The organism is Microbacterium sp. sgz311019, from assembly GCF_056135325.1.
This window is the reverse complement of sequence record NZ_JBWAXO010000004.1, coordinates 105,162-129,548: the sequence shown is the minus strand read 5'-3', so window position 1 is coordinate 129,548 and position 24,387 is coordinate 105,162. Positions and strand designations below refer to the sequence as shown.

24 protein-coding genes and 1 riboswitch are annotated in these 24,387 nt (G+C 71.0%); of the genes, 9 read left to right on the top strand and 15 right to left on the bottom strand.

Annotated elements, in window-relative coordinates; all coding sequences use genetic code 11:
* The first annotated feature begins 1 nt into the window (after position 1).
* Positions 2 to 1,021 carry a zinc-dependent alcohol dehydrogenase family protein gene (locus AC0NZN_RS07955; RefSeq protein ID WP_474591750.1) on the top strand — a complete coding sequence of 340 codons (1,020 nt, stop codon included), beginning with the start codon at positions 2 to 4 and terminating at the stop codon, positions 1,019 to 1,021.
* A 5-nt stretch (positions 1,022 to 1,026) separates the two neighbouring features.
* Here the strand turns inward: AC0NZN_RS07955 and AC0NZN_RS07950 are convergent, their stop codons facing one another.
* The 5 genes from AC0NZN_RS07950 to AC0NZN_RS07930 all read right to left on the bottom strand — a co-directional run bounded on the left by AC0NZN_RS07950 (position 1,027) and on the right by AC0NZN_RS07930 (position 5,835).
* Positions 1,027 to 1,563, bottom strand: coding sequence for a nitroreductase family protein (locus AC0NZN_RS07950; protein WP_474591749.1), 537 nt, complete (start codon positions 1,561 to 1,563; stop codon positions 1,027 to 1,029).
* Positions 1,564 to 1,592: 29 nt separating this feature from the next.
* The gene (locus tag AC0NZN_RS07945; protein WP_474591748.1) at positions 1,593 to 3,071 is read right to left on the bottom strand and encodes a DUF4407 domain-containing protein; all 1,479 of its coding nucleotides are present in this window, start codon (positions 3,069 to 3,071) and stop codon (positions 1,593 to 1,595) included.
* 71 nt (positions 3,072 to 3,142) lie between these two features.
* Complete coding sequence (locus tag AC0NZN_RS07940; protein ID WP_474591747.1) at positions 3,143 to 4,210, bottom strand: alpha/beta fold hydrolase; 1,068 nt, start codon at positions 4,208 to 4,210, stop codon at positions 3,143 to 3,145.
* Between the two features lie 21 nt (positions 4,211 to 4,231).
* The gene (locus AC0NZN_RS07935; protein ID WP_474591746.1) at positions 4,232 to 5,065 is read right to left on the bottom strand and encodes an alpha/beta fold hydrolase; all 834 of its coding nucleotides are present in this window, start codon (positions 5,063 to 5,065) and stop codon (positions 4,232 to 4,234) included.
* Positions 5,062 to 5,835, bottom strand: a complete 774-nt coding sequence (locus AC0NZN_RS07930; RefSeq protein WP_474591745.1) for a 3-hydroxybutyrate dehydrogenase — start codon at positions 5,833 to 5,835, stop codon at positions 5,062 to 5,064. Before AC0NZN_RS07930 ends, AC0NZN_RS07935 begins: the two co-directional genes overlap by 4 nt.
* Before the next feature lie 53 nt (positions 5,836 to 5,888).
* Between AC0NZN_RS07930 and AC0NZN_RS07925 the strand changes: the two genes are divergently transcribed.
* The gene (locus AC0NZN_RS07925) at positions 5,889 to 6,812 is read left to right on the top strand and encodes a LysR family transcriptional regulator (protein WP_474591744.1); all 924 of its coding nucleotides are present in this window, start codon (positions 5,889 to 5,891) and stop codon (positions 6,810 to 6,812) included.
* Positions 6,813 to 6,822: 10 nt separating this feature from the next.
* Here the strand turns inward: AC0NZN_RS07925 and rlmN are convergent, their stop codons facing one another.
* Entirely contained in the window at positions 6,823 to 8,118 is a 1,296-nt protein-coding gene (gene rlmN / locus AC0NZN_RS07920) for a dual-specificity RNA methyltransferase RlmN (protein WP_474591743.1), read from the bottom strand.
* A gap of 88 nt (positions 8,119 to 8,206) precedes the next feature.
* Here rlmN and AC0NZN_RS07915 point away from each other — a divergent pair, with 88 nt between their 5' ends.
* Positions 8,207 to 8,839, top strand: a complete 633-nt coding sequence (locus AC0NZN_RS07915; protein WP_474591742.1) for a LysE family translocator — start codon at positions 8,207 to 8,209, stop codon at positions 8,837 to 8,839.
* A 26-nt stretch (positions 8,840 to 8,865) separates the two neighbouring features.
* On the opposite strand, the gene AC0NZN_RS07910 is transcribed toward AC0NZN_RS07915, so the two are convergent.
* The 3 genes from AC0NZN_RS07910 to AC0NZN_RS07900 form a co-directional block, all read right to left on the bottom strand.
* Positions 8,866 to 9,702, bottom strand: coding sequence for an SDR family oxidoreductase (locus AC0NZN_RS07910; protein WP_474591741.1), 837 nt, complete (start codon positions 9,700 to 9,702; stop codon positions 8,866 to 8,868).
* Positions 9,703 to 9,793: 91 nt separating this feature from the next.
* On the bottom strand, positions 9,794 to 10,582 hold the full coding sequence (locus AC0NZN_RS07905) for an enoyl-CoA hydratase/isomerase family protein (RefSeq protein ID WP_474591740.1): 789 nt from the start codon (positions 10,580 to 10,582) through the stop codon (positions 9,794 to 9,796).
* Complete coding sequence (locus AC0NZN_RS07900) at positions 10,579 to 11,340, bottom strand: 3-hydroxyacyl-CoA dehydrogenase (RefSeq protein ID WP_474591739.1); 762 nt, start codon at positions 11,338 to 11,340, stop codon at positions 10,579 to 10,581. The genes AC0NZN_RS07905 and AC0NZN_RS07900 overlap by 4 nt, the downstream gene beginning before the upstream one ends.
* A gap of 116 nt (positions 11,341 to 11,456) precedes the next feature.
* Here AC0NZN_RS07900 and AC0NZN_RS07895 point away from each other — a divergent pair, with 116 nt between their 5' ends.
* From AC0NZN_RS07895 to AC0NZN_RS07885, 3 genes are all read left to right on the top strand, one after another.
* A complete protein-coding gene (locus AC0NZN_RS07895; RefSeq protein WP_474591738.1) occupies positions 11,457 to 11,819 on the top strand; it encodes a DUF488 domain-containing protein in 363 nt (120 codons plus the stop codon).
* On the top strand, positions 11,816 to 12,541 hold the full coding sequence (locus AC0NZN_RS07890; RefSeq protein WP_474591737.1) for a phosphotransferase: 726 nt from the start codon (positions 11,816 to 11,818) through the stop codon (positions 12,539 to 12,541). The genes AC0NZN_RS07895 and AC0NZN_RS07890 overlap by 4 nt, the downstream gene beginning before the upstream one ends.
* Before the next feature lie 84 nt (positions 12,542 to 12,625).
* On the top strand, positions 12,626 to 13,417 hold the full coding sequence (locus AC0NZN_RS07885; protein ID WP_474591736.1) for a class I SAM-dependent methyltransferase: 792 nt from the start codon (positions 12,626 to 12,628) through the stop codon (positions 13,415 to 13,417).
* A 236-nt stretch (positions 13,418 to 13,653) separates the two neighbouring features.
* On the opposite strand, the gene AC0NZN_RS07880 is transcribed toward AC0NZN_RS07885, so the two are convergent.
* The 4 genes from AC0NZN_RS07880 to AC0NZN_RS07865 form a co-directional block, all read right to left on the bottom strand.
* On the bottom strand, positions 13,654 to 14,946 hold the full coding sequence (locus AC0NZN_RS07880; RefSeq protein ID WP_474591735.1) for an MFS transporter: 1,293 nt from the start codon (positions 14,944 to 14,946) through the stop codon (positions 13,654 to 13,656).
* Between the two features lie 59 nt (positions 14,947 to 15,005).
* Positions 15,006 to 15,788, bottom strand: coding sequence for an energy-coupling factor transporter transmembrane component T family protein (locus tag AC0NZN_RS07875; RefSeq protein ID WP_474591734.1), 783 nt, complete (start codon positions 15,786 to 15,788; stop codon positions 15,006 to 15,008).
* Positions 15,785 to 17,269, bottom strand: coding sequence for an ABC transporter ATP-binding protein (locus AC0NZN_RS07870; RefSeq protein ID WP_474591733.1), 1,485 nt, complete (start codon positions 17,267 to 17,269; stop codon positions 15,785 to 15,787). Before AC0NZN_RS07870 ends, AC0NZN_RS07875 begins: the two co-directional genes overlap by 4 nt.
* Position 17,270: 1 nt before the next feature.
* Positions 17,271 to 17,909 (bottom strand): ECF transporter S component, encoded by a 639-nt coding sequence (locus tag AC0NZN_RS07865; protein WP_474591732.1) that lies wholly within the window; start codon positions 17,907 to 17,909, stop codon positions 17,271 to 17,273.
* Positions 17,902 to 18,007: riboswitch (TPP riboswitch) on the bottom strand. (Overlaps the previous gene by 8 nt.)
* A 35-nt stretch (positions 18,008 to 18,042) precedes the next feature.
* Between AC0NZN_RS07865 and AC0NZN_RS07860 the strand changes: the two genes are divergently transcribed.
* Positions 18,043 to 19,461, top strand: a complete 1,419-nt coding sequence (locus AC0NZN_RS07860) for a D-alanyl-D-alanine carboxypeptidase (protein ID WP_474591731.1) — start codon at positions 18,043 to 18,045, stop codon at positions 19,459 to 19,461.
* A 9-nt stretch (positions 19,462 to 19,470) separates the two neighbouring features.
* On the opposite strand, the gene AC0NZN_RS07855 is transcribed toward AC0NZN_RS07860, so the two are convergent.
* The gene (locus tag AC0NZN_RS07855) at positions 19,471 to 20,388 is read right to left on the bottom strand and encodes a J domain-containing protein (RefSeq protein ID WP_474591730.1); all 918 of its coding nucleotides are present in this window, start codon (positions 20,386 to 20,388) and stop codon (positions 19,471 to 19,473) included.
* Between the two features lies 1 nt (position 20,389).
* Positions 20,390 to 21,478 carry an enoyl-CoA hydratase/isomerase family protein gene (locus tag AC0NZN_RS07850; RefSeq protein ID WP_474591729.1) on the bottom strand — a complete coding sequence of 363 codons (1,089 nt, stop codon included), beginning with the start codon at positions 21,476 to 21,478 and terminating at the stop codon, positions 20,390 to 20,392.
* 212 nt (positions 21,479 to 21,690) lie between these two features.
* On the opposite strand from AC0NZN_RS07850, the gene AC0NZN_RS07845 reads away from it, so the two are divergent.
* Entirely contained in the window at positions 21,691 to 23,550 is a 1,860-nt protein-coding gene (locus AC0NZN_RS07845; RefSeq protein WP_474591728.1) for an ABC transporter ATP-binding protein, read from the top strand.
* Complete coding sequence (locus AC0NZN_RS07840) at positions 23,547 to 24,386, top strand: ABC-2 transporter permease (RefSeq protein WP_474591727.1); 840 nt, start codon at positions 23,547 to 23,549, stop codon at positions 24,384 to 24,386. Before AC0NZN_RS07845 ends, AC0NZN_RS07840 begins: the two co-directional genes overlap by 4 nt.
* The last annotated feature ends 1 nt before the right edge of the window (position 24,387 follow it).

Here is a 24,387-nt window from a genome sequence, read left to right as displayed (position 1 = left end):
CATGCGCGGAGTCATCATGCACGCCCCCGGCGATGTCCGGGTCGAAGATCGCGAGATGCCGACGATCGTCGATCCCACCGACGCCGTCATCAAGCTCGCCGCGACCTGCATCTGCGGGTCCGACCTCTGGCCATATCGCGGTGCGGAGCACGTCGACCACAACCCGATGGGTCACGAGTACGCGGGAGTCGTCACCGAGATCGGCGCCGACGTGCGGAACGTGAAGGTCGGCGACTTCGTCGTCGGGTCGTTCTTCGCCTCCGACAACACGTGCGAGATCTGCCGTGCGGGGTACCAGACGCACTGCGTGCATCGGCAGCCGGGTGCCGCGACCGGCGCCCAGTCCGAGTACGTGCGCGTGCCGCTGGCCGATGGCACCCTCGTCGCGACCCCGGGTCAGCCGGATCCCGACCTCATCCCGTCCCTGCTCGCCGCGTCGGACGTCCTCGGCACCGGCTGGTTCGCCGCCGTAGCCGCCGAAGCCGGCCCGGGCAAGACCGTCGCCGTGGTCGGCGACGGCGCTGTGGGCTTGCTCGGCATCCTCGCCGCGAAGCAGCTCGGAGCGCCGCGGATCATCGCGATGTCGCGCCACGCCGACCGTCAGGAGCTCGCCCACCGCTTCGGCGCGACCGACATCGTCGAGGAACGCGGCGACGCCGGCGTCGAGCGGATCAAGGAGCTCACCGGCGGCCTCGGGGTGCACCCCACGATCGAGGCGGTCGGCACACAGGAGTCGATGATGCAGGCGATCCGCGCCACCCGCGCGGGCGGGCACGTCGGCTTCGTCGGCGTCTCGCACGACGTCTCCCTCGACGGGCAGGAGCTCTTCTTCTCAGGCGTGCACCTGCATGGCGGACCTGCTCCGGTGCGCCGGTTCCTCCCCGATCTCATCCGGCTGATCTGGGACCGCGCCATTGACCCCGGCGTCGTCTTCGACCTCACCCTGCCGCTGGAACAGGCCGCCGAGGGCTACCGGGCCATGGACGAGCGTCGCGCCATCAAGGTGCTGCTCACGGTCTGATCCGATCAGGCCGAGGCGGCCCCGCCGTTCCAGGTCCCGCGGTGCACGACCTCGTCGAAGGGCCGCCGGTCGAGCCGCCGGAGGACGGCCAGCGGCTTGTCGGCCGGGTATCCGACTGCGAGCACCCACGCCAGGAACCGCCCGTCTGGGAAGCCCAGCACGGCCTTCGCCTGGTCCTGGTCGGCGACCGCGGCATGCCCGGTGCCCACGCCGAGGTCGGCGGCGGCGATCATCATCGCGTACGTGGTCTGGCCGAGGTCGTACTGCAGCAGAGCCGCCTGCCGGTCGTCTTTCGGCTCGGGTGCGACGATCGCGATCGCCGCTGCGGCTCGCGCCACATGCCCGGCGCCCTGCCAGACCTTCGACAGCTCGATGAGCTGCGCCCTGTCGGTCACCAGCACGAAGTCCCACGGCTGCCAGTTGCCCGCCGACGGTGCCCGCCGTCCGGCGTCGAGGATCCTGTCGAGGGCGTCATCGGCGACCGGCTGATCCGTGAACTGCCGCACATTGCGCCGCGAGCGCATCGCGTCCCATGTCTCCATGACGACATCCTCCACCCGGAACGCGGGTGTCAGGCCGGATCCGCCTCCTGGGCGGCGGTCGTGACGATGGCCGCGCGGTCGCGGAAGCCCTCCGCGCTCACGCGGTCGAGGTCGACGCTCTTGCGGATCGCCGCCGTGCGCTCGTACAGGCTCGGCTCGCCGTAGCTCGTCAGCACCTTCACGAGCACCGGCAGCAGCTCGATCATGAAGAACAGCCCCGCGATCAGCCAGTGCGCCCACAGGATCGCCGGCTGCTTCTCGCCCAGGGTGCCGAGCGCCGTGATCTGGCTGAGCAGCCCGACCGCACCCGCGTTGCCCTGGGCCACCGCATCCGCCCGCGCGTTGTAGGCCGCGAGCGCCGCGTCGTACTGCTTCTGCGCGGCCGGGAGCTCGCTCCTGGCCGCGGCGCGGTTGGTCGACTCAGATGCCGTGGTCTGGCTCTTCTCGGCCGTCGTGGCCGCGCCGAGCTGCGAGTTCGCGGCACGCAGCTGCCCGGCCAGCGCATCGTAGGTCTGCTGGGCCTGCGCGAGCTGCGCCTGGGCCGCCGACGAGCTGGCGCCCTGGCCTTTCACGCCGGTGCAGCCGGGAACGGTGCCGGCGCCCTGGCCGGTGAGCTCGCACTGGTACAGCGCGCGGGCGGTGTCGATGACCTTCTGCTGGGCCGCCAGCTTCGCCGTCAGGTCGTCGACCGTGCCCTGGGCGGCGGACTGGGATGCGGAGTTCCCCGACGTTCCCGCGACGATGCCGGTCTTGGCCTGCTGCTGGAGTGCCGCGACGCGCTTGGCTGCGGCATCCATCGCGGTCTTCTCAGGGCCCTTCTCGAGCGCGTTCTGATCGGACTGCGCCTGCACGATGTTGGTGGAGGCGACCTCGCGGGCGATGTCGTTGTGGAAGACCTGCAGCACGACGGGCTCGGCGACCACGAAGCCGATCAGCGCGGCCATCAGGACACGGGGGATGGCGAGGGCGATGAGCTTCGGGATGCTGCGGGTCGATGACATCGTCGACGTCAGGAAGCGATCGAGGTTGAAGATCAGGAGCGCCCAGAGGAGCGCGAGCGGAATGGCGAGCCAGAGCCACGCCTGCGCGCCCGTCGTGAGGGCGAACAGCATCGAGATCGCGGAGACCACGGCCGTGCCGAGCAGCACGAAGAACATCTGGACGAACTTGGGCGTCTCACCGGGCACGCGGTCGAGGATCGCGCCGTCGGCGCCGCCGAGGATCGCGAGCGTGCGGGCGGGGCGCAGCGGCGTGCGCTCGCGCTTCTCGCGCTTCGGCCGCGGAGCGGGAAGGTCAGGATGCGGGGCAGCCTCCGCCTGGAGCGACGGGACTGTGGGGTTCGACGGCTGCGACGGGACTGCGGGGTTCGTCGCCTGCGACGGCTCCGGGTCGAACTCCCGCAGGAAGTCCCACTCGTCGCCGTCCTCTGCGGTCCCGGGCTCGTCGAGTTCGAACGAGATCCGCCCCTGCGAGTCCATGCGGCCGGGCCGGTGCGCGGAGAAAGACATCCCACCACGCTAGAGAAGCCCGCCTGGACATCCCGTGGACGTCGCCTGGACGTGGCCTATGTCGGCCGCCGTCAGGCGACGCCGATGTGCGCGGCGAGCTCCCGGTCGAACGCCTCCGCCTCGTCGAGGTGCGGCGCGTGCCCGGCGTCCGGCAGCGCGACCTCGCGATAGGTGCCGCCGTTCGCGGCGTACCGGTCGAGCACCGCCCGCGTCTGCGTGACCATCGGCTGCGGCGGAGCGACCTCGGCCCCGGGCCAGCCGGGGATGACGCCGAGCAGGCCGAGCTGGTTGAGATCGAAGAACGACGCGTCCGAGACGATCGCGTCCTTCTCGCCGCGGATCCAGAGGATCGGCGGCTTCACCTCGAGGTCGACGATCACGGACAGGTCCAGGTGCTGCGGGGTCATCGTGTTGAGCACGCCTCGGGTGCCCGCGGCGAAGCCGGGCCAGTTCTCCGAGCCGGCGGCGTCTCCCGGATAGTTGTCCACGCCGGTCGCCGTCGTCAGCATCGATGCCACCCAGAGGTCCTCGTTCGCCTCCTGCAGCTCGGGCTTCGCGACGTACGCGGTGCGGTACACCGTGCGCGGGGACGTCTGCGCGTCCGCGCTCATATCGCCGGCCTCGAGGCGCGCGACGAAGTCCGGGTTCGCGCCGCCGCCGCCCGTGCCTGCCGCGTCTTCGTCGTTGCGCTGCCCGTCGTGGCCATGCGTGCCGCCGAAGCCGTACGGCGAGACGGGGGACTCGAGCGTCAGCGAGAGCACGCGCTCCGGCGCGTCGAGTGCGACCTGCATCACGACCCCGCCGCCCATGCTCCAGCCGACGAGGTGCACCCGGTCGAGGTCGAGAGCGTCGAGCACCGCGCGCACGTCGTCGGCGAAGTCCCGCAAGCCCCGCGTCGCATCCACCGGCTTCGTCTCGCTGTCGCCGAATCCGCGCAGGTCGATCGCGAGCGCCCGCACGCCCTCCGGCAGCGCCAGCATCGTCGGCTGGTAGAACAGCGACGACGAGACGTTTCCGTGTACGAAGACGACCGTCGTATCGGGCGCGGATGGAGCGGATGCGGGGCGCTCGAGGACGTTCGCCGTGTAGCGGTCGGTCTCGACGCGGTGGGCGGTGATGCCGTCGAAGATGTCGGCCATGATGCTCCTTCGGGGGTCGGGTCAGCGGGATGCGGCTTCGGCCACGCGTTCGGCGCCGCGGTCGGCGAACAGGATCGTGTAGTGGTTGACGTCCTCGACCTCGACGATCTCGAGCTGCGGCACGAGCTCGCGGAACGACTCGAGCACGCCCGGCGCGTAGAGGGGCTCGGCATCCATCAGCCCGCGCGGAGCGCGCAGCACCGCGACCGGCATGCGGAGTCCGCGCAGGGCGTCGAGATACCACTCCGGACCGTACAGCTCGAGGGCGTCCTCAATCATGGCGGCGGCGAGGGTGGACGGCCGGAGGTGCGGAGGGTCGCCCTCCAGGTCGTACAGCGCGTACGCCTCGACGGCCGGAGTCATGTCCCGTGCGAACGATGGATGCCGGCGCCAGAAGTCGAGGTAGGACTCCGGGTCGGTGAACTCCATGGCGAGCCGAGCAGCCGCCGGGCCGAGCATCACGCCGGGGTCGAGGTCGTCCACGCTCGTCGCGCCGGGCGGCAGGTCGAGCGGGAAGCCGCCGTCGACGAGCACCAGCCGCTCGACGAGGTCGGGCCTGCCGGAGGCGAGCATGACCACGACGAAAGCACCCATCGAATGCCCGATCACGACCCGCGCTTCGCCCCCGTCGGCATCGAGCAGCTCGGCGAGGTCGGCCGCGTGCCGGCGGAGTCCGTAGGGGCCCGGCATCCGGTTGCTGCGCCCGCGCCCGCGCAGATCCGGTGCGATGACCCGGCGCTCAGGGAGATGCGCGGCGACCGTGTCCCAGCAGCGGCTGTTCGCCGTGATCCCGTGCACGGCGAGGACGGCGGGCGTGCCGGATTGCGGGCCGAAGGTCGAGACCGAGAGTGTCACGCGGCGCTCCATCCGCCGTCCATCGTGTACGACGAGCCGGTGACCGCCGACGCGTACGGGCCGCAGAGCCAGACTGCCAGGCCGGCGACCTCCTCGGGCTCGAGCAGCCGCTTGATCGCCGCCTCGACGAGCATCACCTTCTCGACGACCTCGGACTCCGGGATGCCGTGCACCCGCGCCTGGTCCGCGATCTGCCTCTCGACGAGAGACGTGCGGACGTAGCCCGGATTGATGCAGTTGCTCGTCACGCCGTGGGCTCCGCCCTCGAGCGCCGTGACCTTGGAGAGGCCCTCCAGCGCGTGCTTCGCCGTGACGTAGGCGACCTTGTAGGGACTCGCCCGCAGGCCGTGGACGGAGCTGATGTTGATGATGCGCCCCCACCCGCGCGCGTACATTCCGGGCAGCACCGCTCGCGTGAGCAGGAAGGGCGCGACGACCATGAGGTCCAGCATCCGCCGGAAGACGGCCGGATCGAACTCGACGATCGGCGCGACCGTCTGGATGCCCGCGTTGTTGACGAGGATGTCCGCGTCGAACGGCCGCTCGGCCAGCGTGTCCACGTCGCTGAGGTCGAGCGTGACGGCCTCGCCGCCGAGCTCCTCGGCGACTCGGGCGGCAGACGCGGCGTCGCGGTCCACGACGAGCACGTGAGCGCCGGCCGCCGCCAGAGCGGCAGCGCACGCGGCGCCGATACCGCTTCCGCCGCCCGTCACGAGCGCGGTGCGGCCCCCGAGATCGGCTCCGCGTGCAGGCCCCAGCTGCGCTGCCACGTCTGCACACTAATGCAGGGCGGTGGCGTCGGACCATGTGCAAAACTGCACACATGACCGCGCATTTCCCCACACCGCCGCTCAGCGCGGACGACCTTCTGGTTCTCCTCGCCGTTGCCCGCAGCGGCCGGTTCACGACCGCGGGCCGTCAGCTCGGGCTGAACCACACGACCGTGGCCCGACGGATCGCGGCCCTCGAGGCGCAGCTGGGCGGCCGCATCCTCACCCGCGACACGGCGGGGGCGACCGGCGGGTGGGAGCTGACCCCCCTCGGATCGCGGGCGCTGTCCGCCGCTGAGAGCGTCGAGCGGGCGCTCGGCGGGTTGCACGAACGCGACGGCGGGCCGCTCGAAGGCCTCATCCGACTCTCGGCGACCGACGGGTTCAGCGGCTTCGTGGCGGCGCCGGCGATGGCTGCGCTGCGCCGTCGGCATCCGGAGGTGACGCTCGAGATCGTCACCGGGACGCGCCAGGCCTCCCAGCAGCGCGCGGGCGCCGACCTCGAGGTGGTCGTCGGTCGGCCGCAGGTGCGGCGGGCGCGCGCCATCCACCTCGCCGACTACGCCCTCGGCCTCTACGCGAGCCGCGAGTATCTGCGCGAGAACCCGGCGCCGAAGGATCCCGACGAGCTCGCCGGGAAGCCCCTCGTGTACTTCATCGAGTCGATGCTGCACGTCGACTCCCTCGACGACGCCCGGCGCGTGGTGCCGCGGATGACGGATGCCGTGGCCAGCACGAACGTGTACGTCCACGTCGACGCCACGCGCGGCGGTGCGGGTTTCGGGCTGCTGCCCGTCTTCCTCGCGAACCAGCACGAGGACCTCGTGCGGGTGCTGCCTCATCGGATCGAGCAGCGGCTCCCCTACTGGCTGGTCGCCCGGGCCGAGGCGCTGCGCCAGCCCGCCGTCGCCGCGTTCCTGGAGGTGCTGGAGGAGCGCCTCGCCGAGGTCCGCGGCGAACTCGTGGGCGAGCGCTGAGGACGCGGGCTCAAGCCAGCGCTGCGGCGGCGGCCTCGTCCTCGGTGGTCGCGACCAGCTGACCGCAGGCGCCGTCGATCTCCTTGCCGCGGGTGTCGCGCAGCGTCGTCGGGATGCCGGCATCGTTGAGGCGGCGGACGAACTCGTCCTGGACGGGCTTCTCGGAGGCCGTCCAGATCGAGCCGGGCGTCGGGTTCAGCGGGATCGGGTTCACGTGCACCCAGCCGCGGCCGCGGGCATTGAGCTTGTCGGCGAGGAGGTCGGCGCGCCAGGCGTGGTCGTTCATGTCCTTGATGAGCGCGTACTCGATCGAGACCCGGCGGCCGGTGCGGTCGAAGTAGGCGCGCGCGGCATCCAGCGCCTCGTCGACCTTCCAGCGGGAATTCACCGGGATGAGCTCGTCGCGCAGCTCGTCGTCGGGGGCGTGCAGCGAGAGGGCGAAGGTGACCGGGATGTCCTCGTCCGCGAGCTTCTTGATGGCGGGCACGAGTCCGACCGTCGAGACGGTGATGCCGCGCGCGCTCATCCCCATCCCGTGCTTCTTGTCGGTCATGGCGCGGACCGCCTGCATGACGCGAGCGTAATTGGCGAGCGGCTCCCCCATGCCCATGAAGACGATGTTGGTGACGCGCTCCTCGTCATGGCCGAGACCGCGGGGGTCGCCGAGGCCGCCTGCACGGATGAGCGCGTTCGCGCGCACGACCTGCTCGATGATCTCGGCGGCCGACATGTTGCGAGTGAGCCCCGCCTGGCCGGTGGCGCAGAACGGGCAGTTCATGCCGCAGCCGGCCTGCGACGACACGCACAGCGTGATACGGCCGGGGTAGCGCATCAGCACCGACTCGACGAGCGCGCCGTCGTGCAGGCGCCAGAGGAACTTGATGGTGTCGCCGCGGTCGGTCTCGAGCCGGCGGACCTCGGTGAGCAGCGGCGGCAGGAGTCCCGCGACCAGCTCCTCGCGACCGGATGCCGGGAGGTCGGTCATCTCCGCAGCATCCGACGTGTAATGGGTGAAGTAGTGCTTCTCGAGCTGCGTGGCACGGAAGCCCGGCATCCCGAGCTCGGTCACCTTCGCGACGCGCTCGTCGGGAGTGAGGTCGGCGAGGTGCACCGGCGGCTTGCCGCGGCGCGGGCTCGCGAACTGCAGCAGCGGCCGGCCCTCGGCATCCTTCTTCTGCGCCCAGCCCTCCGTCTTCGGACGCACCTGCGGTGCTGAGGCCGCGGGCGCCGTCTTCGGACGCACCTGCGGTGCATCCGCACCCGCCGTGCGCGGCTTCGTGGAGCGGACGGGACGGGGCTCGGTCATGCCTCCAGGCTACCGGCGGCCCCTGTGCTCGTCGTGGGAACGGCCGCGTGCCCGACCCGCCTGCTGCTCGCGGGACTATCCTGGCGCGATGGTGCCCACCGACCACCTCCTCGCCTTCACGGCCGCGGCACTCGTGCTCATCGTGATCCCGGGCCCGAGCGTCCTGTTCACGATCGGCCGCTCGCTCGCCCTCGGTCGCATCGGCGGCCTGCTCAGCGTGCTCGGCAACGCGCTCGGACTTCTGCCGATCATCGCGGCCGTCGCCTTCGGCGTCGGCGGCATCGTCGCCGAGTCCGTCGTCCTGTTCACGATCCTCAAGATCGTGGGCGCGCTCTACCTCGCCTACCTCGGCATACAGGCGATCCGCCACCGGAAGGAGCGGGCGGCCGCCGTCGCCGAGATGCCGCGGTCGCACTGGAGGCAGCTGGGTCAGGGCTTCATCGTCGGCATCACGAACCCCAAGACCATCGCCTTCTTCGTCGCCGTGCTGCCGCAGTTCGTCGATCTGAACGCCGGCATGGTGCCGACGCAGATGATCGAGCTCGGCCTGGTGTTCTTCGTGCTGGCGCTGCTGTCGGACGGCACCTGGGCGCTCATCGCCTCCGGCGCGCGTGACTGGTTCGGCCGCTCCCCCCAGCGCATGGAGCGGCTGACGGCGACCGGCGGCGGGATGATGATCGGCCTGGGCGGCATCCTGCTGTTCACCGGCTCGAAGTCCTGATCCTCCGAGCCGGTGCGCCCCGGCTCCTAGAGGAAGATGTCCGGGAACAGCTGGTCGTCCGGCGTGCCCGGCACGGCGGCGTAGCCCGAGAAGTCGGTGATCCCGGCCGCCTCCAGCACGTCCTCGACGATCAGCGTCTGCCCGGTGTACTCGCGCGCGGGCTGCTGCAGCACCTCGTACGCGGCGTCGGCGTAGATCTCCGGCGTGCGGCTGACGTTCATCATCCGATCGCCGCCGAGCGCGAACTGCACCGCGGCGGTCGCGATCGTGGTCCGCGGCCACAGGGTGTTCGCGGCGACCCCGTCGCGGGCGAACTCCGCGGCGATGCCGAGGGTCACCATCGTCATGCCGAACTTCGCCAGCGTGTAGCCGGTGTGCGCGCCGAGCCACCGCGGCGTGATGTTGAGCGGCGGCGACAGCGACAGGATGTGCGGGTTCGGCGCCTCTCTCAGCACAGGCAGCGCTGCGCGGCTGAGCATGAACGTGCCGCGGACGTTGACGTCCTGCATGAGGTCGTACTTCTTCGCGGCGAGGTCCAGCGAGCCCGAGAGGTCGATCACCGAGGCGTTGTTGACGACGATGTCGATGCCGCCGAACTCGCCCTTGGTCTCGAGCACGGCCCGCGTGATGTCGTCGTCCTCGCGGACGTCGCCGACGATCGCGAGGGCGTTGCCGCCGGCATCCCGGATCTGCTGAGCCGCCGTGTGCACCGTCCCCTCGAGCTTCGGGTGGGGGGTGTCGGTCTTCGCGAGGATCGCGACGTTGGCGCCGTCGCGCGCAGCGCGCAGCGCGATCGCGAGGCCGATGCCGCGGCTGCCGCCGGACATCAGGATCGTCTTGCCTGCCAGGGGGCCTGCGGTCATGGGGCCGACCTTTCTGCTGGGTGTTCCGAGAACGTGCGTCCTCGCCGCGACCACACGCTGCGCTCGCGGCGATCGTGTGCATTCGGCGAGATCATGCGCTCTCGCCGCGGGCGGACTTGGCGGATGCTGCGGCGAACGCGGCGATGCGCGCACGGGCCTCGTCGGTCTCGAACCGGGCGCCGATCGTCGCGGCCTCGTCGTCGAGGTTCGCGGCGAGGGTGCGGTCGGCTCCGGAGCGGACGAGGCGCTTGGCCTGGCCGAACGCCGCCGTGGCGTTAGCGAGCCAGAACCGCGCGACAGCCTCCGCCCGGTCCGCGAGCTCGGCCCCCGGCACGACCTCGGAGACGAGCGCCCACTCGAGGGCCGTCGCGGCGTCGATCGTGCGGTCCTTCAGCAGCAGCTGGAGCGCGCGCCGCTGGCCGATCGCCGCAGCCAGCAGCGTCGACACGCCGAGGTCGGGCGTCAGGCCGATGTTGGCGTACTTGCTCACGAACCGCGCCGAGTCGGCGGCGACGATGTAGTCCGCAGAGAGCATGAGCCCGAGGCCTCCGCCGGCGACCGCGCCCTGAACGGCGGCCACGATCGGCTTGTCCGAGTGCACGAACGCCGCGATCCCGTCGTGGATCGTGTGCGCCGCCGCCGTGACGTCCGCGCCCGAGGCGCCCGACGTCGCCATCGCGAGGACGTCCCCGCCGGCGCAGAAGGCGGGGCCCGCGGCATCCAGGATCACGGCGCCGACGGACGGGTCGGACGTGACCTGGCGCGCCACCTCGCGCCACCGCTGGCCCATCTCGAAGTCCATCGCGTTGAGGAAGGCGGGTCGGTTGAAGGTGACGCGGGCGAGGCCGCCCTCGATGTCCAGGAGGATCGAATCGCTCATCGGGGTGCCATCCGGATCGCTCCGTCGAGACGGATCGTCTCGCCGTTGAGGTAGCCGTTGTCGACGATCGACATGACCATGCGGGCGTACTCGTCGGGCCTGCCGAGGCGGGCCGGATGCGGCACCTGCTGGCCGAGCGAGTCCTGCGCGGCCTGCGGCAGGCCCATGAGCATCGGCGTCTCCATGATGCCGGGGGCGATCGTGCAGACACGGATGCCGTAGCGCGCGAGCTCGCGGGCGATCGGCAGGGTCATGGCGTGCACGCCGCCCTTGCTCGCCGAGTAGGCCGGCTGGCCGATCTGCCCGTCGAAGGCCGCCACGCTCGCCGTGTTGACGATGACCCCGCGGTCGCCGTCCTCGGTCGGCTCGGTGCGCGCCATGTAGGCGGCGGCCTGCGAGATGACGTTGAACGTGCCGACGAGGTTGATACGGATGATCCGCTCGAAGTCCGCGAGCGACGACGGCTTGCCGTCGCGATCCAGGACCTTCGCGGGTGGCGCGATGCCCGCGCAGTTCACGACGACACGGAGGGGACCGGCGGTGGATGCGGCGTCGACCGCGAGTGCGACCTCCTCGGGGCTGGTGACGTCGGCGGGGGCCCAGATGCCGCCCAGTTCGCCGGCGACCTCGAAGCCCACCGAGGAGGGGAGGTCGACGATCGTCACCCGGGCGCCCGCGGCCGCGAGACGCTCGGCGGTGGCCCTGCCGAGCCCGCTCGCACCGCCCGTGACGAGGGCCGCGGCTCCTGCGATGTCCATGCGCTCTCCTTCGAACCGATGGTGTTGGAATCGGGTGTCAGTCTAGGCGAGACTCGGTGTCACCGCCGACCGCATCCGATCCCCACCAGGCTACCGATGGGTGTTCACTGGAGTGTGTGGAGATCCGGATCGAGCGCGTGTACGACGATGTCTCAGCCTCCGACGGATTCCGCGTCCTCGTCGACCGACTGTGGCCGCGGGGCCTCTCGAAGGAGCGGGCCGCCCTCGACCTCTGGGCCAAGGAGGTGGCGCCCTCGACGGAGCTGCGTAAGGCGTTCCACCACGACGGCATGTCGTGGGACGCCTTCGCCGCCGCCTACCGCGCAGAACTCGCCGGGAACCCCGCGGTCCCGCGGCTGCGCGACGACCTGAAGGCGCATGACGTCGTGACCCTCCTGCACAGCGTGCACGACGCCGAGCACAACCATGCGGTGCTGCTGCGCGACGCACTCGTGAACCCCGAGGCGACGGCCGCGTGACCATCCCGATCGAACCGTTCGCCGTGCCGGCCACGGTGCGCGAGCTGGCCGGAGACGCAGCGGTGGATGCCGTGTGGCTCAACGAGCTCGGCGGGAGGACGTTCCGCATCGGCGATGGCCGCTACGTCAAGTGGCAGCCGTACAACGCGGAGACCTCGGTGATCGACGAGGTGCAACGGCTCGAATGGGCGCGGGCGTTCACTCCCGTGCCGAGGGTGCTCGAAGTCGGCGGCGATCACGAGCACGAGTGGCTCGTGACCGCGGCGATCCGAGGCGAGTCGGCGGTCGCGCCGGGATGGATCGCTGTGCCCGCCCTCGCGGTGCGGGCCGTCGGCGAGGGTCTTCGCGCCCTACACGACGCGCTGCCGGTGGACGACTGCCCGTTCGACTGGAGCGTCGAGTCGCGGATCCGGCATGCCGAGGGCCGCGGCATCCTGATCCCCGATTCGCTGCGCGAGCCGCCCGCGATCGACCACCTCGTCGTGTGCCACGGGGATGCCTGCTGCCCCAACACGCTCCTCGACGACCGCGGCCGGTGGACGGCGCACGTCGACCTCGGGGCGCTCGGCGTCGCCGATCGCTGGGCCGATATCGCCGTCGCATCCATGAGCACGGAGTGGAACTACGGGCCGGGCTGGTCCGACGCCCTCATCGAGGCGTACGGCATCGCGCCCGACCGCGAGCGCCTCGCCTACTACCGCGACCTCTGGAATGCGATCTGACTGACCGGGTCTGACTCGGCGGGTGGGCTGCGGACCACGACTCTGATCGGATGGAACGGCGGGTCCGGTACGGAATGATGAGGTATGGATCAGGACGGGATCGACGCTGCGATACAGAGGTACTACGGCGAGGCCTTTGACGAGAGTGCGCGGCTGACGACACGGTCTGCCCAAGGACGACTCGAGTTCGAGCGCACGCAGGAAGTCGTCCGAAACGCGACCCCTGCCCCGGCCCGAGTGCTGGATATCGGAGGAGCCACCGGCGTCCACGCGGCAGCGCTGGCACGCAGTGGCTATCAGGTCGTATTGATCGACCCGGTGGAGAGTCAGGTCGCCGCGGCTGCCCGTATCGGAACATTCACCGCTGCGATCGGAGACGCCCGACGACTCGACTTTCCGGAGGACTCGTTCGATGCAGTCCTCATGGCGGGGCCCCTCTACCACCTGGCCGGTCGCGACGAACGCCTGCAAGCGCTGAGTGAGGCGCGCCGGGTATGCCGACCCGGCGGATTCGTGCACGCCGCAGCGATCCCCCGGATGTCGGCTTTCGCCGCAGCTGCCCTCGATCCGGACCTCCTCGACGCCTCGCTTGATGCGTGGCTGGGCTTGCTGAGACACGGGGCACCGGTTGCCTCGCTCGGGTTCCCCGGCGGTCATTTCCACACGCCACAGGAGCTGCGGGAGGAAATGACGACCGCTGGTCTTCGAAACGTGACGATCATCGGGCTCGAAGGCCCGGCCGGAATCGCTCTGGAAAGCGTCGCGGAGGTCGCCGACGCAGACTATGCGGCGGCTCTTCAGCTCGCCCGGACGTTCGGAGACATGCCCGACATCCGCGACTTCAGCAACCACCTCCTGGGGTCCGGGATCGCATGAGTCATCGCAAGCCCGGGCTTCGACGAGTTCGGAAGTCGTCGCCGATCATCGCGCGCGTCGGATTCACGGCCGTGCATATCGAACGTGGCGACTCCGGCGCACTTGTCTTGGTCGGCCATCCGCGGATCGACGATCGACAAGCGGCGCGACGATCCCTCTGCGCGCACAGTCAGGGCGTGGCCCGCCGAGGACGGGAGCGCCGACCTCGGCCGCAGTTCGGTGGCTGACGTCGTCGATCAGGTCGAGACACCCTCGTGCCGGGCCTCGCGCAGTGGCGAGAACACGATCACGAGCGCGGCGATGGCGAAGATGCAAGCACCGATCCCGATCGTCAGGGTGTAGCCGAGGAGCGTCATGAGGAGCCCCGTCAGCAGGGCACCGAAGAAGAACACGACGCGGTTGACGGTTCGGATCGTGGCGTTCATGCGTCCCTGGATGCCGTCGGGCGCAACGGCCTGACGGTAGGAGATGTCGTTGACGTCTTCGATGCCCATGGCGAGGCAGTAAAGGAATTGCGTAGCCGAGACGACGACCAGCACGACAGCGACGCCGCTGTCGGCGGTGAGCGGCGCCAGCGCGAGGATGACCCACGGGACGACGACGAGGGCGCGGCCGAGCAGGATCGCCCGTCCTGCTCCGAGCCGGGAACCGACGCCGGGCGCGATCATCGCTCCGACGAACCCGCCCACCCCTCCGAGCGCCAGAGCAACGCCGAACGCCCAGGACGGAAGCGCGAGCTCACGCAGAACGAAGACGGCGAAGACGGTCGACACGATGCTGTTCCCGAGGAACCAGACGTGCACCGAGAGCGCGAGTGGTCGCAGCGTCGGGTGCTGATAGGTGTACCGCATGCCCTCGGCGATGTCGTGCCCGACGTGCCGACCCGCGGCGCGAGGCTCCGCCTTGGGCTCGACGACCTTGATCCGCGATTGGAGGAACGCGGCCACGGCGTTGATGACTGCCTCGAACATGAACAGGACCGGTGCGCCGATCAGGCTGAACAATGCGCCGCCGATTGCCGGCCCTGCGGTCTCGGCGACGGTCTGGCTCTGACCGAGCCGTGCATTCGCCGTCACGAGCGAACCTCGGGGGACGATGCGCGGCAGCAGGGGCTGCGCCGCGGAATCCGCGAACAGAGTGAGCACTCCGAGCACGAGGGTGACCGCAGCCAACGACCAGAATCCGAGCGCATCCAGGAGCAGGAGCACGGGGATCGCGGCGAGGGTCACCGCACGGCCGATGGTGGTGAGCACCAGAGTGCGCTGCCGACGCCAGCGATCCATCAGCGCGCCGATGATCAAACCGAAGAAGAGATACGGCACCACGCTGAGCGCGCTCAGGATGCTGATCTGCACCGGAGTCGCGTTCACGACCGTGACGATGAGCACCTGGAAGGCGACCCCGGCGATCGCGCCGCCGAATGCACGGATCGTCGTCGCGCTCCAGAAGTGGGCGAACGCCGGCTGGCGAAGGATGTGCCGCGACGGTACGGCAGCAGCCGCTGTACCAGGGGCTTCCTCGCCGTTCATGCTTCGACAGTATCCAGGACACGGATGCGTACGCGGCCCGGATCGCCTGCCAGGTGCCGTCAGCTCCAGACGAAGCGGAAGGTCCCGAGGGCGATCGCGACGCTCAGCGCGATGACGATGATCGCGACCGCACCGGCGAGGGCGACCGCATCCCGGGGCCCCACCGTGGACTCCCTCGCCCACGTGCGCGGGATGCCGGATCCGAACCCGCGGGCCTCCATTGCGGTGGCGAGCTTCGTGCCGCGTCGGACCGCGAACACCAGCAGCACGAAGGCCATGGAGAAGAACCGGCGGATGACCCCGCGATCGCCGACGCCGCGCGCGCGCCGCGCGAGGCCCATCATGCGCCAGTCGTCCAGGAACAGCCCGAGGGTGCGGGCACCGGCGAGCACTCCGAGCACGAAGCGGCTGGGCAGATGCGCGACCTGGGCGAGGCCGTCCGCGAGCTCGGTGGGATCCGTGCGTCCGAACAGGAGGATCGTCGGCAGTGCGAGCGCGAAGACGCGCAGGCTGACGGCGATCGCGAGGACGATCGAGCCGCTGCTGATGGTGGCGTAGCCGAAGCTCCAGTAGATCTCGCCGGCCGGCTGCGCGTAGAGCAGCATGCTGACTCCGGCGATGGGCGCGAACACCACGATGGGAAGGATGCGGCGCGCGACGGCCGCCGGAGCAAGGCCGGTGAGCGGGAGGCAGAGCAGCTCGAGCAGGATGACGAGCGCCGCGCTGGTGACGTCGATCGAGGCCATCAGCGGGACGGCGAGGATGAGCGCCGCCAGGACCTTCGTGACCGGGTTGACCCCGTCGAGCCAGGCGCGTCGCGCAGGAGCTTCGACCACAGTCATGCGCGGACCACCGCCTCGGGTGCGAAGGCGACCTGCCGGCCGCCGAGGTGGCGGACGACCCCGCTGTCGTGGGACACGGCGACGATCGATGTGCCGCGGGCGATCTCGTCCTGCAGGAGGCGCACGAGTTCGATCCACCCGGTGCGGTCCTGGCCGAAGGTCGGCTCGTCGAGGACGACGACGGGAGGGGATGCGGCGAGCACGGTCGCGACGGACAGCCGCCGCTTCTGCCCGCCGGACAGGGTGAACGGGTTTGCCAGAGCCAGCGGGGCGAGGTGCAGACGCTCGAGCAGCTCGTCGACGATGCGTTCGACCTCGGCCACAGGGAGCTTGAGTGCGCGCGGACCAACGGCGAGCTCGTCGCGGACCGTCTGCGTGAGGAATTGGTGCTCGGGCTCCTGGAACACGGTGCCGATGCGCGTGAGCAGCTCGCGGGACGTCCAGCGGATGGGCCTGCGCCCGGAGCGGCCGGCGAGCTCGGGCGCGGATTCGAGCGCGCCCGCCGCCTCGGGCCGCAGCCCCGCGAGGGTCAGCGCGAGGGTGGACTTCCCGACGCCGTTCGGCCCCGTCACGACGGTGGCCGCCGCGCGGGGGATCGTGAGATCGATGCCGCTGCGGACGAGGGTCCGGCCGTCGCGGCTGATGGCGAGGTCGCGGGCGGAGAGCACGGCATCCCTCCCCACCTGGACGGGCTCGAGCACCGGCAGCTCGATCGCCTGCCCCGGCACCCACACCCCCGCGGCCGCCAGCGCCGCGCCGTGCCGCGCGAACACGGTCTCGGGGGCGCCGTCGGCGAGGAGGCCGCCGTCGGCGTCCAGCACGATGACCCGCGTCATCAGGTCGACCCAAGCCTCCGTGCGGTGCTCGATGACCATCAGGGTCGCGCCGGATTCGCCCAGCGCGTGCTCGACCGCGTACCGGACCTCGCGGACGCCGTCCGGGTCGAGGTTCGCCGTCGGCTCGTCGAGCAGCAGCACTCCGGGCCGCATGGCGAGCACTCCCGCGATCGCGAGGCGCTGCTTCTGTCCCCCCGACAGGGCGTTGGTCGCGCGGGAAGGGGGCACATCGAGGCCGACCGCGTCGAGCGCCTCGGCGACGCGAGCGGGGATCTCGGATGCCGGCACCCCGAGGTTCTCGCATCCGAACGCGACGTCGTCCCCCACCTTGGACAGGACGATCCCGGTGTCGGGGTCCTGGAGGACGAGGCCCACTCTCCCCCGGTGGGACTCGGGCCGCTCGCCGTCGACGAGCAGGACACCGGTCTCCTCGCCCTCGTCGGCGCCGCCGAGGAGGCCCGCGATGCCGGCGAGCAGGGTGGACTTCCCGGAGCCGGAGGCTCCGAGCAGCAGCACCCGCTCGCCGGGCTCGACGGTGAAGGAGACATCGCGGACAGCGGGCGCGCGGCGGCCGGCGTACCGCCAGCCCCAGCCCTCCGCGGTGATGCCGGCGGCACCGTTCCTTCCCGCAGGGATGCGGGTCATGTCAGACCTCGCGACGCGCTTCCCGCCCGGCGGCGAAGCGGCTGAGCGCCCCGGTGGCGGCGAGCGCCCGGACCAGCAGCCAGCCGACGAGGCCCGCCAGCAGCGCGCCCGAGACGAGGATCGTGCCGAGGTAGATGAGGTTGAACTCGAGCGACTTCTGGATGTTCGCGGCGGGGCCGTAGAAGAGCTCGAAGACCCACGAGCCGACACCGGCGACGGCCCCGGCCAGCATCGAGACCGGCAGCGTGAACCGTGCATACAGGAAGATCGCGAAGACGAGCTCCGCGCCCACCCCCTGCACGAAGCCCTCGAAGACTGTCGAGACGCCCCACACGTTGCCGATGAGCATCGACACGACGGATGCGATCACCTCGACCAGGATCGCCGCTCCGGGCTTGCGGATCACGAGGCCGCCCATCACCCCACCGAGCAGCCAGATTCCGACGGCGATGCCGCCGAGGCCCGGGGTGAGCGCATCCATCGCGGTGAACCAGGCATAGCCGATGGTGTTCCACGCCCAGAAGATCAGCCCGATCGCGACTCCGAGCACGGAGGCGACGACGATGTCGACGACTCTCCAGCGGAGTCGCCCGGGACGGGCGGTGGCGGCGGACGTTTCGGCAGGCGCGGACGCGTGCATATTCCTCTCCTCCCTGCGCTGGCATTATCCAGATCAGGTTCGACGGTCGAAGCCGGGTGCTTCCTCTCAGCCCGATGGGGGCTCCCGTGTGTGTGGAGAGAGTATAACTCGCGCGTCACGGTAACTTTGGGTCGTGACTTCCGCGGGTGTGAATGGGGATGCCACGGCCTCGACGATGCCGTTGCTCGCGCCGCCGACCGTATCGAGGACGTCGGCGACCGTTCCCGCGGTCTCGTCGACGGCCCTCGCCTGGGTCGACGAGGGTGCCTTCGCCTCGGGCCGCTCGACCTCGACCGGCTGGCTGGCCGACCCCGACGCCGACCTGCTGGCGAAGCGTCCACACCGCTCCGCACTGCGCCCCGTCACGATGCTGCCGATCGTGGTCGTGCTGTTCCTCGTGCTCGCCTACGTCGGTGCCGCCGTCGCCTGGCCGCTGGATGCGATCCAGCCTCAGGTCTCGCCCGTGACCGTCGAAGGCGCCACGGCCGCGGCTTCGGCGCCGGCCTGGCCCACGCAGGGGAGCGCCGCCGTCGCGGTGGACGGCTTCGGCGCACCATTGGCCTCGACGCAGAGCGCGACAGCGATCGCGAGCATCACCAAGGTCGTGACGGCGCTCATGGTGCTCGACAAGAAGCCGCTGAAGGTGGGCGAGCAGGGCCCGTCCTACCGGATGACCTCGGCGGATGCCGCGACCTACCGTCGCATGCTGAACGCGGGCGAGTCAGTCCTCAAGGTTCCCGTCGGCAGCTCGATGAGCGAGTATCAGCTGCTGCAGGGCATGCTCATCGGGTCGGCCGGCAATTACGCGGCGAAGCTCGCCGGGTCGATCTGGGCCGACGACTCGGACTTCGCCGCCGCAGCGAACGTGTGGCTCGGACAGAACGGTCTGAACGGCATCCAGCTGGTCGGACCGACGGGCATCAGCAAGCTCAACAAGGCGGACCCCGCATCCCTCATCCCCCTCGGCAGGCTCGCGATGGCCAACCCGGTGATCGCCGAGATCGTCGGGACCAAGTCGGTCACACTCCCCGGCGCGGGGCTGGTGCAGAACACGAACGAGCTGCTGGGCGAGCCCGGGGTCGTCGGCATCAAGACCGGCACGCTGGACTCGTACGACCTCCTCGCCGCGAAGGACGTGACCGTCGGCGACACGAAGGTGCGCCTGTACGCGACGACGCTGGGACAAGCCGACGACAAGGCGCGCATCGCGGCGACGAACGCTCTCTTCGGCGAGCTGCAGAAGGAGCTGACGCCGTTCGCATCCGTGCCCAAGGGTACGAAGGTCGGAACGATCACGACGAAGTGGGGTGAGACCGTTCCGGTCGTGACGACATCAGATGCGGACGTCGTGCTCTGGAACGGAGCCCAGGGCACGGTCGCGACGGAGTTCGCTCTGAAGGATGCGACCGCCAAGGGCGACAAGGTCGGGACGCTGAGCGTCACCGGTCCGGTGGACAAGGCGACCTCGGATGTCGTGCTCACGTCGGACCTGGAGGGTCCGAGCCTCTGGTGGCGGCTCACGCACCCGCTCGTGCTGGTCGGCGCGAACTGAGGCCACCCGCTACACGAAGCGGACGGTCGCCTGAAGGCGCGTGCGCACGTCGAACAGCTCGTTCCCGCCGATGTCGCGTCCGCCGGTGACACCACGTCGCAGGGCCGTCGACAGGCCAGACCGGCTCACGACCGTGACCGGGACCCCGCGGATGCGTCCGAGCTCGGTGATGGCCTGGGGCAGATCCTCGTCGGGCAGGACGACGAGCGCCGCAGTGAACCTCACACGCGCCGCGCGGGCGATGTACCGGGCGCGACTGAGCAGGCGCGTCACCGGCGCACCGGCGACGGCGGGGCCGACGATCTCGCCGCGGCGGAATCCGACAGGACCGCCGAAGTCCTCCGACATCACGGCGTAGAGGCCGCTCGGGCCGAGCACGACGTGGTCGAGCTTGTCCTCGGCCCCGCCGTCGGTGGCGACGTCGTGCCAGACGGTGTACCCGATGCCGAGGTCGCCGACGGTCCGCGCGGTCGCCTCCTCGGCCAGCGCATCGGCGAGCAGTCGCCGCACCTCGAACGGTGCGGTGCGGACGATCGCGGGGTCGTACGGGTCCCGGAGCTCCACGCCGCGGCCGGCCCACTCCCGGATAAGAGTGAGGTACCGCTCCCGCCGCCACCCGCCGGGCTGGCCGAACGAGCGCGCACGGGGTCGGGTGTCGGGGCGGGCCGCAGGGGCGCGCCATCCACTCCACTCCGGTGCCGCGGCAGCCCCGAAGCCGTGCCCGCGATCGTAGGCGGCGCGCGCCTCCGGTGTGCCGACGAGCTCCCATGCGAGCTGCACCTGGACGAACAGGGCGGCGTCGCCCCCGGTGTCGGGATGCGTCACGCGCAGGCGCAGGCGGTACGCCTTGCGGAGCGCCTCGTCGTCGACGTCGGACGCCACGCCGAGGACCTCGTACGCCGAGGCCGAGAGGGGACTGTCGAACATGTCAGCCTTCCGCGGGCACCCGCGACCGGTCGGTCGGTGCCCACAGCGGCACGTGCGGGACGTACGCGAGAGCGGAAGCGGCGATGTCCGGCGCGACCTCCGCGTTCGTCGACGGCTGCCAGCGCGGGGAGCGGTCCTTGTCGACGAGCTGCGCCCGGATGCCCTCGGCGAGGTCGGGCTGCGTGTGGGCGAACCACAGCACGAGGCCGTACTCCTGTGCGAGCGCCGCGCGGAGATCCGGGAGCTCGCGCGCGCTGCGGATCGCACCGAGGGTGACGGCGAGCGACGTGGGCGACAGCTCGGCGAGCATGTCGACGGCGGCGGATGCCTCGGCCTCCGGTCGCGCGCGCAGCCGCTCCACGATCTCGGCGACCGTGTCGGCGGAGAAGGCGTCGTCGATCCATGCGCGGGCGACCTCGAGCTTCGAGCGCTCCGGCGTCTCGTCGAACAGGAGCACGAGCTCGGACGTGCCCGGGTCGGCGCGCGTCTCGAGGGCGTCCAGGAACGCCGGCAGGTTCTCGGAGGGGACGAGCGTGTCGGCGAGGCCCGCGTAGATCGCGTCCGCGGCATCCATCACCGCTCCCGTCAGGGCCAGGTACTCGCCGAGACGGCCGGGCGCGTGGGCGAGCAGCCAGCTGCCGCCGACATCGGGCGTGAGGCCGATGCGGGTCTCCGGCATCGCGAGGCGCGAGCGCTCGGTGACGACACGGATGGATGCATGGCCCGCGAGGCCGATGCCGCCGCCCATGGTGACCCCGTCGGCGAAGGCGACGACGGGCTTCGGATACTCGGCGATGAGGTCATTCACGGCGTACTCGACGCGGAAGAACTCGCCCGTCGCATCCGCGTGCCCGCCGAGGATCTTCTCGCGGAGGCTGCGGACGTCTCCGCCCGCGCAGAACCCGCGGTCGCCGGCGCCGTCGAGCAGGACGACATCCACGGACGGGTCGTTGCGCCACTCCTCGAGCGCGGTTCCGATCGCGCGCAGCATGTCGACGTCCAGCGCGTTGATCGCCCGGGGGCGGTTGAGGGTGATGCGGCCAAGTCCTGCGCGGGCGCGGACGAGGACCGTCGGTTCGTCGTCGGTCACGACGCAACGCTACCGCCGGGTGCTGTGCGCGGGCGTCACCCCGGCTGGGCGAGCAGCCCGGGTCGGACCGGCTCGGAGGGCACGGCCGGTTCCTCGGAACGATGTCGAGAAGGTGTGCGGGAGAGGTCGTTCGGCATGCGCGAATCAGCCTGTCGACGCGGTGCTTTTCCGGCAGGATAGGGGGAACGCCCGCGACGACGGAGAGGTGCCGCATGCCCGAAGGACAGGTGCTGGAGTTCTCGCATCTCACCAAACGGTTCGGCTCTGTGCAGGCGGTCTCCGACCTGACGGCGAGAGTCGAGCCCGGTGCGGTCACCGGATTCCTCGGGCCTAACGGCGCGGGTAAGACGACGACTCTGCGCATGCTCCTCGGACTCGTCCGCCCCACCTCCGGCACCGCCACCATCGGCGGGGCACCCTACGCGAAGCTCAAGAAGCCGCTGCAGACGGTGGGGGCGGTGCTCGAAGCATCCAGCTTCCATCCCGGACGCACCGGCGCGAATCACCTCAAGATCTACGCAGAGGCTGCGGCCCTCTCACGGTCGCGCATCGACGAGACGCTCGGGCTCGTCGGTCTCGCGGACGCCGCCGGCCGCAAGGTCGGCGGCTATTCGCTCGGGATGCGCCAGCGCCTCGGCCTCGCCTACGCGCTGCTCGGCGACCCGGGCGTCCTCGTCCTCGACGAGCCCGCGAACGGGCTCGACCCGGAGGGCATCAAATGGCTGCGCGGCTTCCTGCAGCAGCTCGCGCGCGAGGGGCGCACGGTTCTCGTCTCCTCGCACCTGCTGGCCGAGGTGCAGCAGACGGCGGATGCCGTGCTGATCCTCGCGGAGGGACGGCGGGTGTTCAACGGCGCGATCTCGGACCTCGTGGATCCCGCCGAGCAGATGACGATCGTCGATTCGGGTGACCGCGAGGGACTCGTCGCCGCCCTGCGCGAGGCCGGGATCGCGTCGGAGGTCCTGCGGTCGGGCGTGACGGTGCGCACCGCCGATCCCGCGCAGGTCGGGCTCGTCGCGGCCGCGGCCGGCATCCCGCTCACAGCTCTGCAACGTCGCGGGCCGGCTCTCGAGGAGGTCTTCCTCGAGCTCGTCAGCGGCGTGCGCGTGCACCCGAGCGCGGATGCGGGTTACCAGGATCGTGCGACGACGGTGGATGCGGCCGAGCCCGCTCCCGCCGAACCTGCCGCGGCCGAGCCCGCTCCGGCCGAGTCCGTTGAGTCTGCGACTGCCGTGGCAGACGACACGGAGACAGCCGACGAGCCGGCCGTCGCGGACGGAGGTGTGGTCGCGCCCGCGGTCGCGGTCGCAGCCGCGACCCTGGACGAGGAGGCCGGATTCGACGCATCCCCCGTCCACGCGGATGCGGTGGTGTCAGCAGGTTCGGCGGAGGACGGCACCGCCCAGGCTGCCGATTCCGAGCCAGCGCCTGCCGTGGATGCTCCGGGAACGGCTGGTCTCGTCGGAGCGGCCGCGGCGATCGGAGACGCCGACGACCCAGGCCCGAACGAACCATCGTCGTCTCCCCAGCCGGAGTCGGAGCCCGAACCCGCGTCCCGGCCCGCCTTCGCGGTGGCGGGCACCGGTGTCATCGACATCGTCCCCGCATCGCTTCCTCCCGTCGACGACGACGAGCTGGAGGATGACGACGAGCTGTCGGAGGACATCGAGTCGGCCTACGTGACCCACTCCGCACACGCGGGCGAGGACGAGCGGACCGAGTCCGATCTCGCCGCGGACGCGTTCTTCGCCGCCTTCGACCGTGGCACCTTGTCGAACCAGGCCGACCCCGACACCTCCCCCGAGCCCACTGACCCCGACAATCCGGACACCTCCCCCGAGCCCGCCGAGCCCGCCGACCCCGACATCCCCGCGGAGCCCGCCGAGCCGGACACCTCCCTGGAGCCGGCCGACCCGGACACCTCCCCCGAGCCGGCCGACACCGACACCTCCCTGGAGCCCGCCGACACTGACATCCCGGCCGAGGCCGCCGACTCCGACAGTCCGCCGCAGGACGACTCCGAACACCCTGGCGATGCACGCCACCACGAGGAAGAAGGGGCCGAGCGATGAGCCTGGGCGCAGCCAGCCGGTCCGAGGTCACGAAGCAGTTCTCCACGACCGCGTGGTGGGTGCTCGCACTCGTGCTCGTCGTCTACGTGGGAAGCACCGCGGCGGGCCTCGGCGCCGTGCTCGCCGCATCCGCCGCCGGCAAGCTCTCGGGAGCGAACACGCCGCGGCTTCCCGCCGACACGATCGTCCCGCTGCTGTACAGCCTCGCCGCATCGATCGGATACGTCTTCCCGCTCCTCATCGGCACCCTCATGGTGACGGCGGAGTTCCGCCACAAGACGCTGACCCCGACGTTTCTCGCGACGCCCCGGCGGGGGCGGGTGCTGACCGCGAAGGTGCTCGTCGGCATCCTGCTCGGGGCCCTGTACGCGGTGTTCGCGGTGATCTCCACCGTCGGTCCGGCCGCGGGCGTGCTCACGGGCTTCGGCATCGACACGAAGCTCGGCGAGACCGACACGTGGGCCCTCCTCGGCCGCATCGTGCTGGCCTTCGTCGTGTGGGCGCTCATCGGCATCGGCGTCGGCACCCTCGTGCGCAACCAGGTCGCCGCGATCGTCATCGTGCTCGCTTTCACACAGTTCGTCGAGCCGATCGCGCGGGTCGCGGCATCCTTCGTCACAGGACTGTCGGATGTCACCCGCTTCTTCCCGGGAGCCGCGAGCGACACGCTGGTCGGGCAGAGCATCTACAACTCGGCCCTCGCCAGCCCCGGCGCGTCGCAGCTCGCGGCCGGTCACCCGCTCGAGTGGTGGGCCGGCGGGCTCGTGCTCCTCGGCTACGCCGTCGTCTTCCTGGTGCTCGGCTACCTGGCGAGCTGGCGCCGCGACGTCAGCTGAG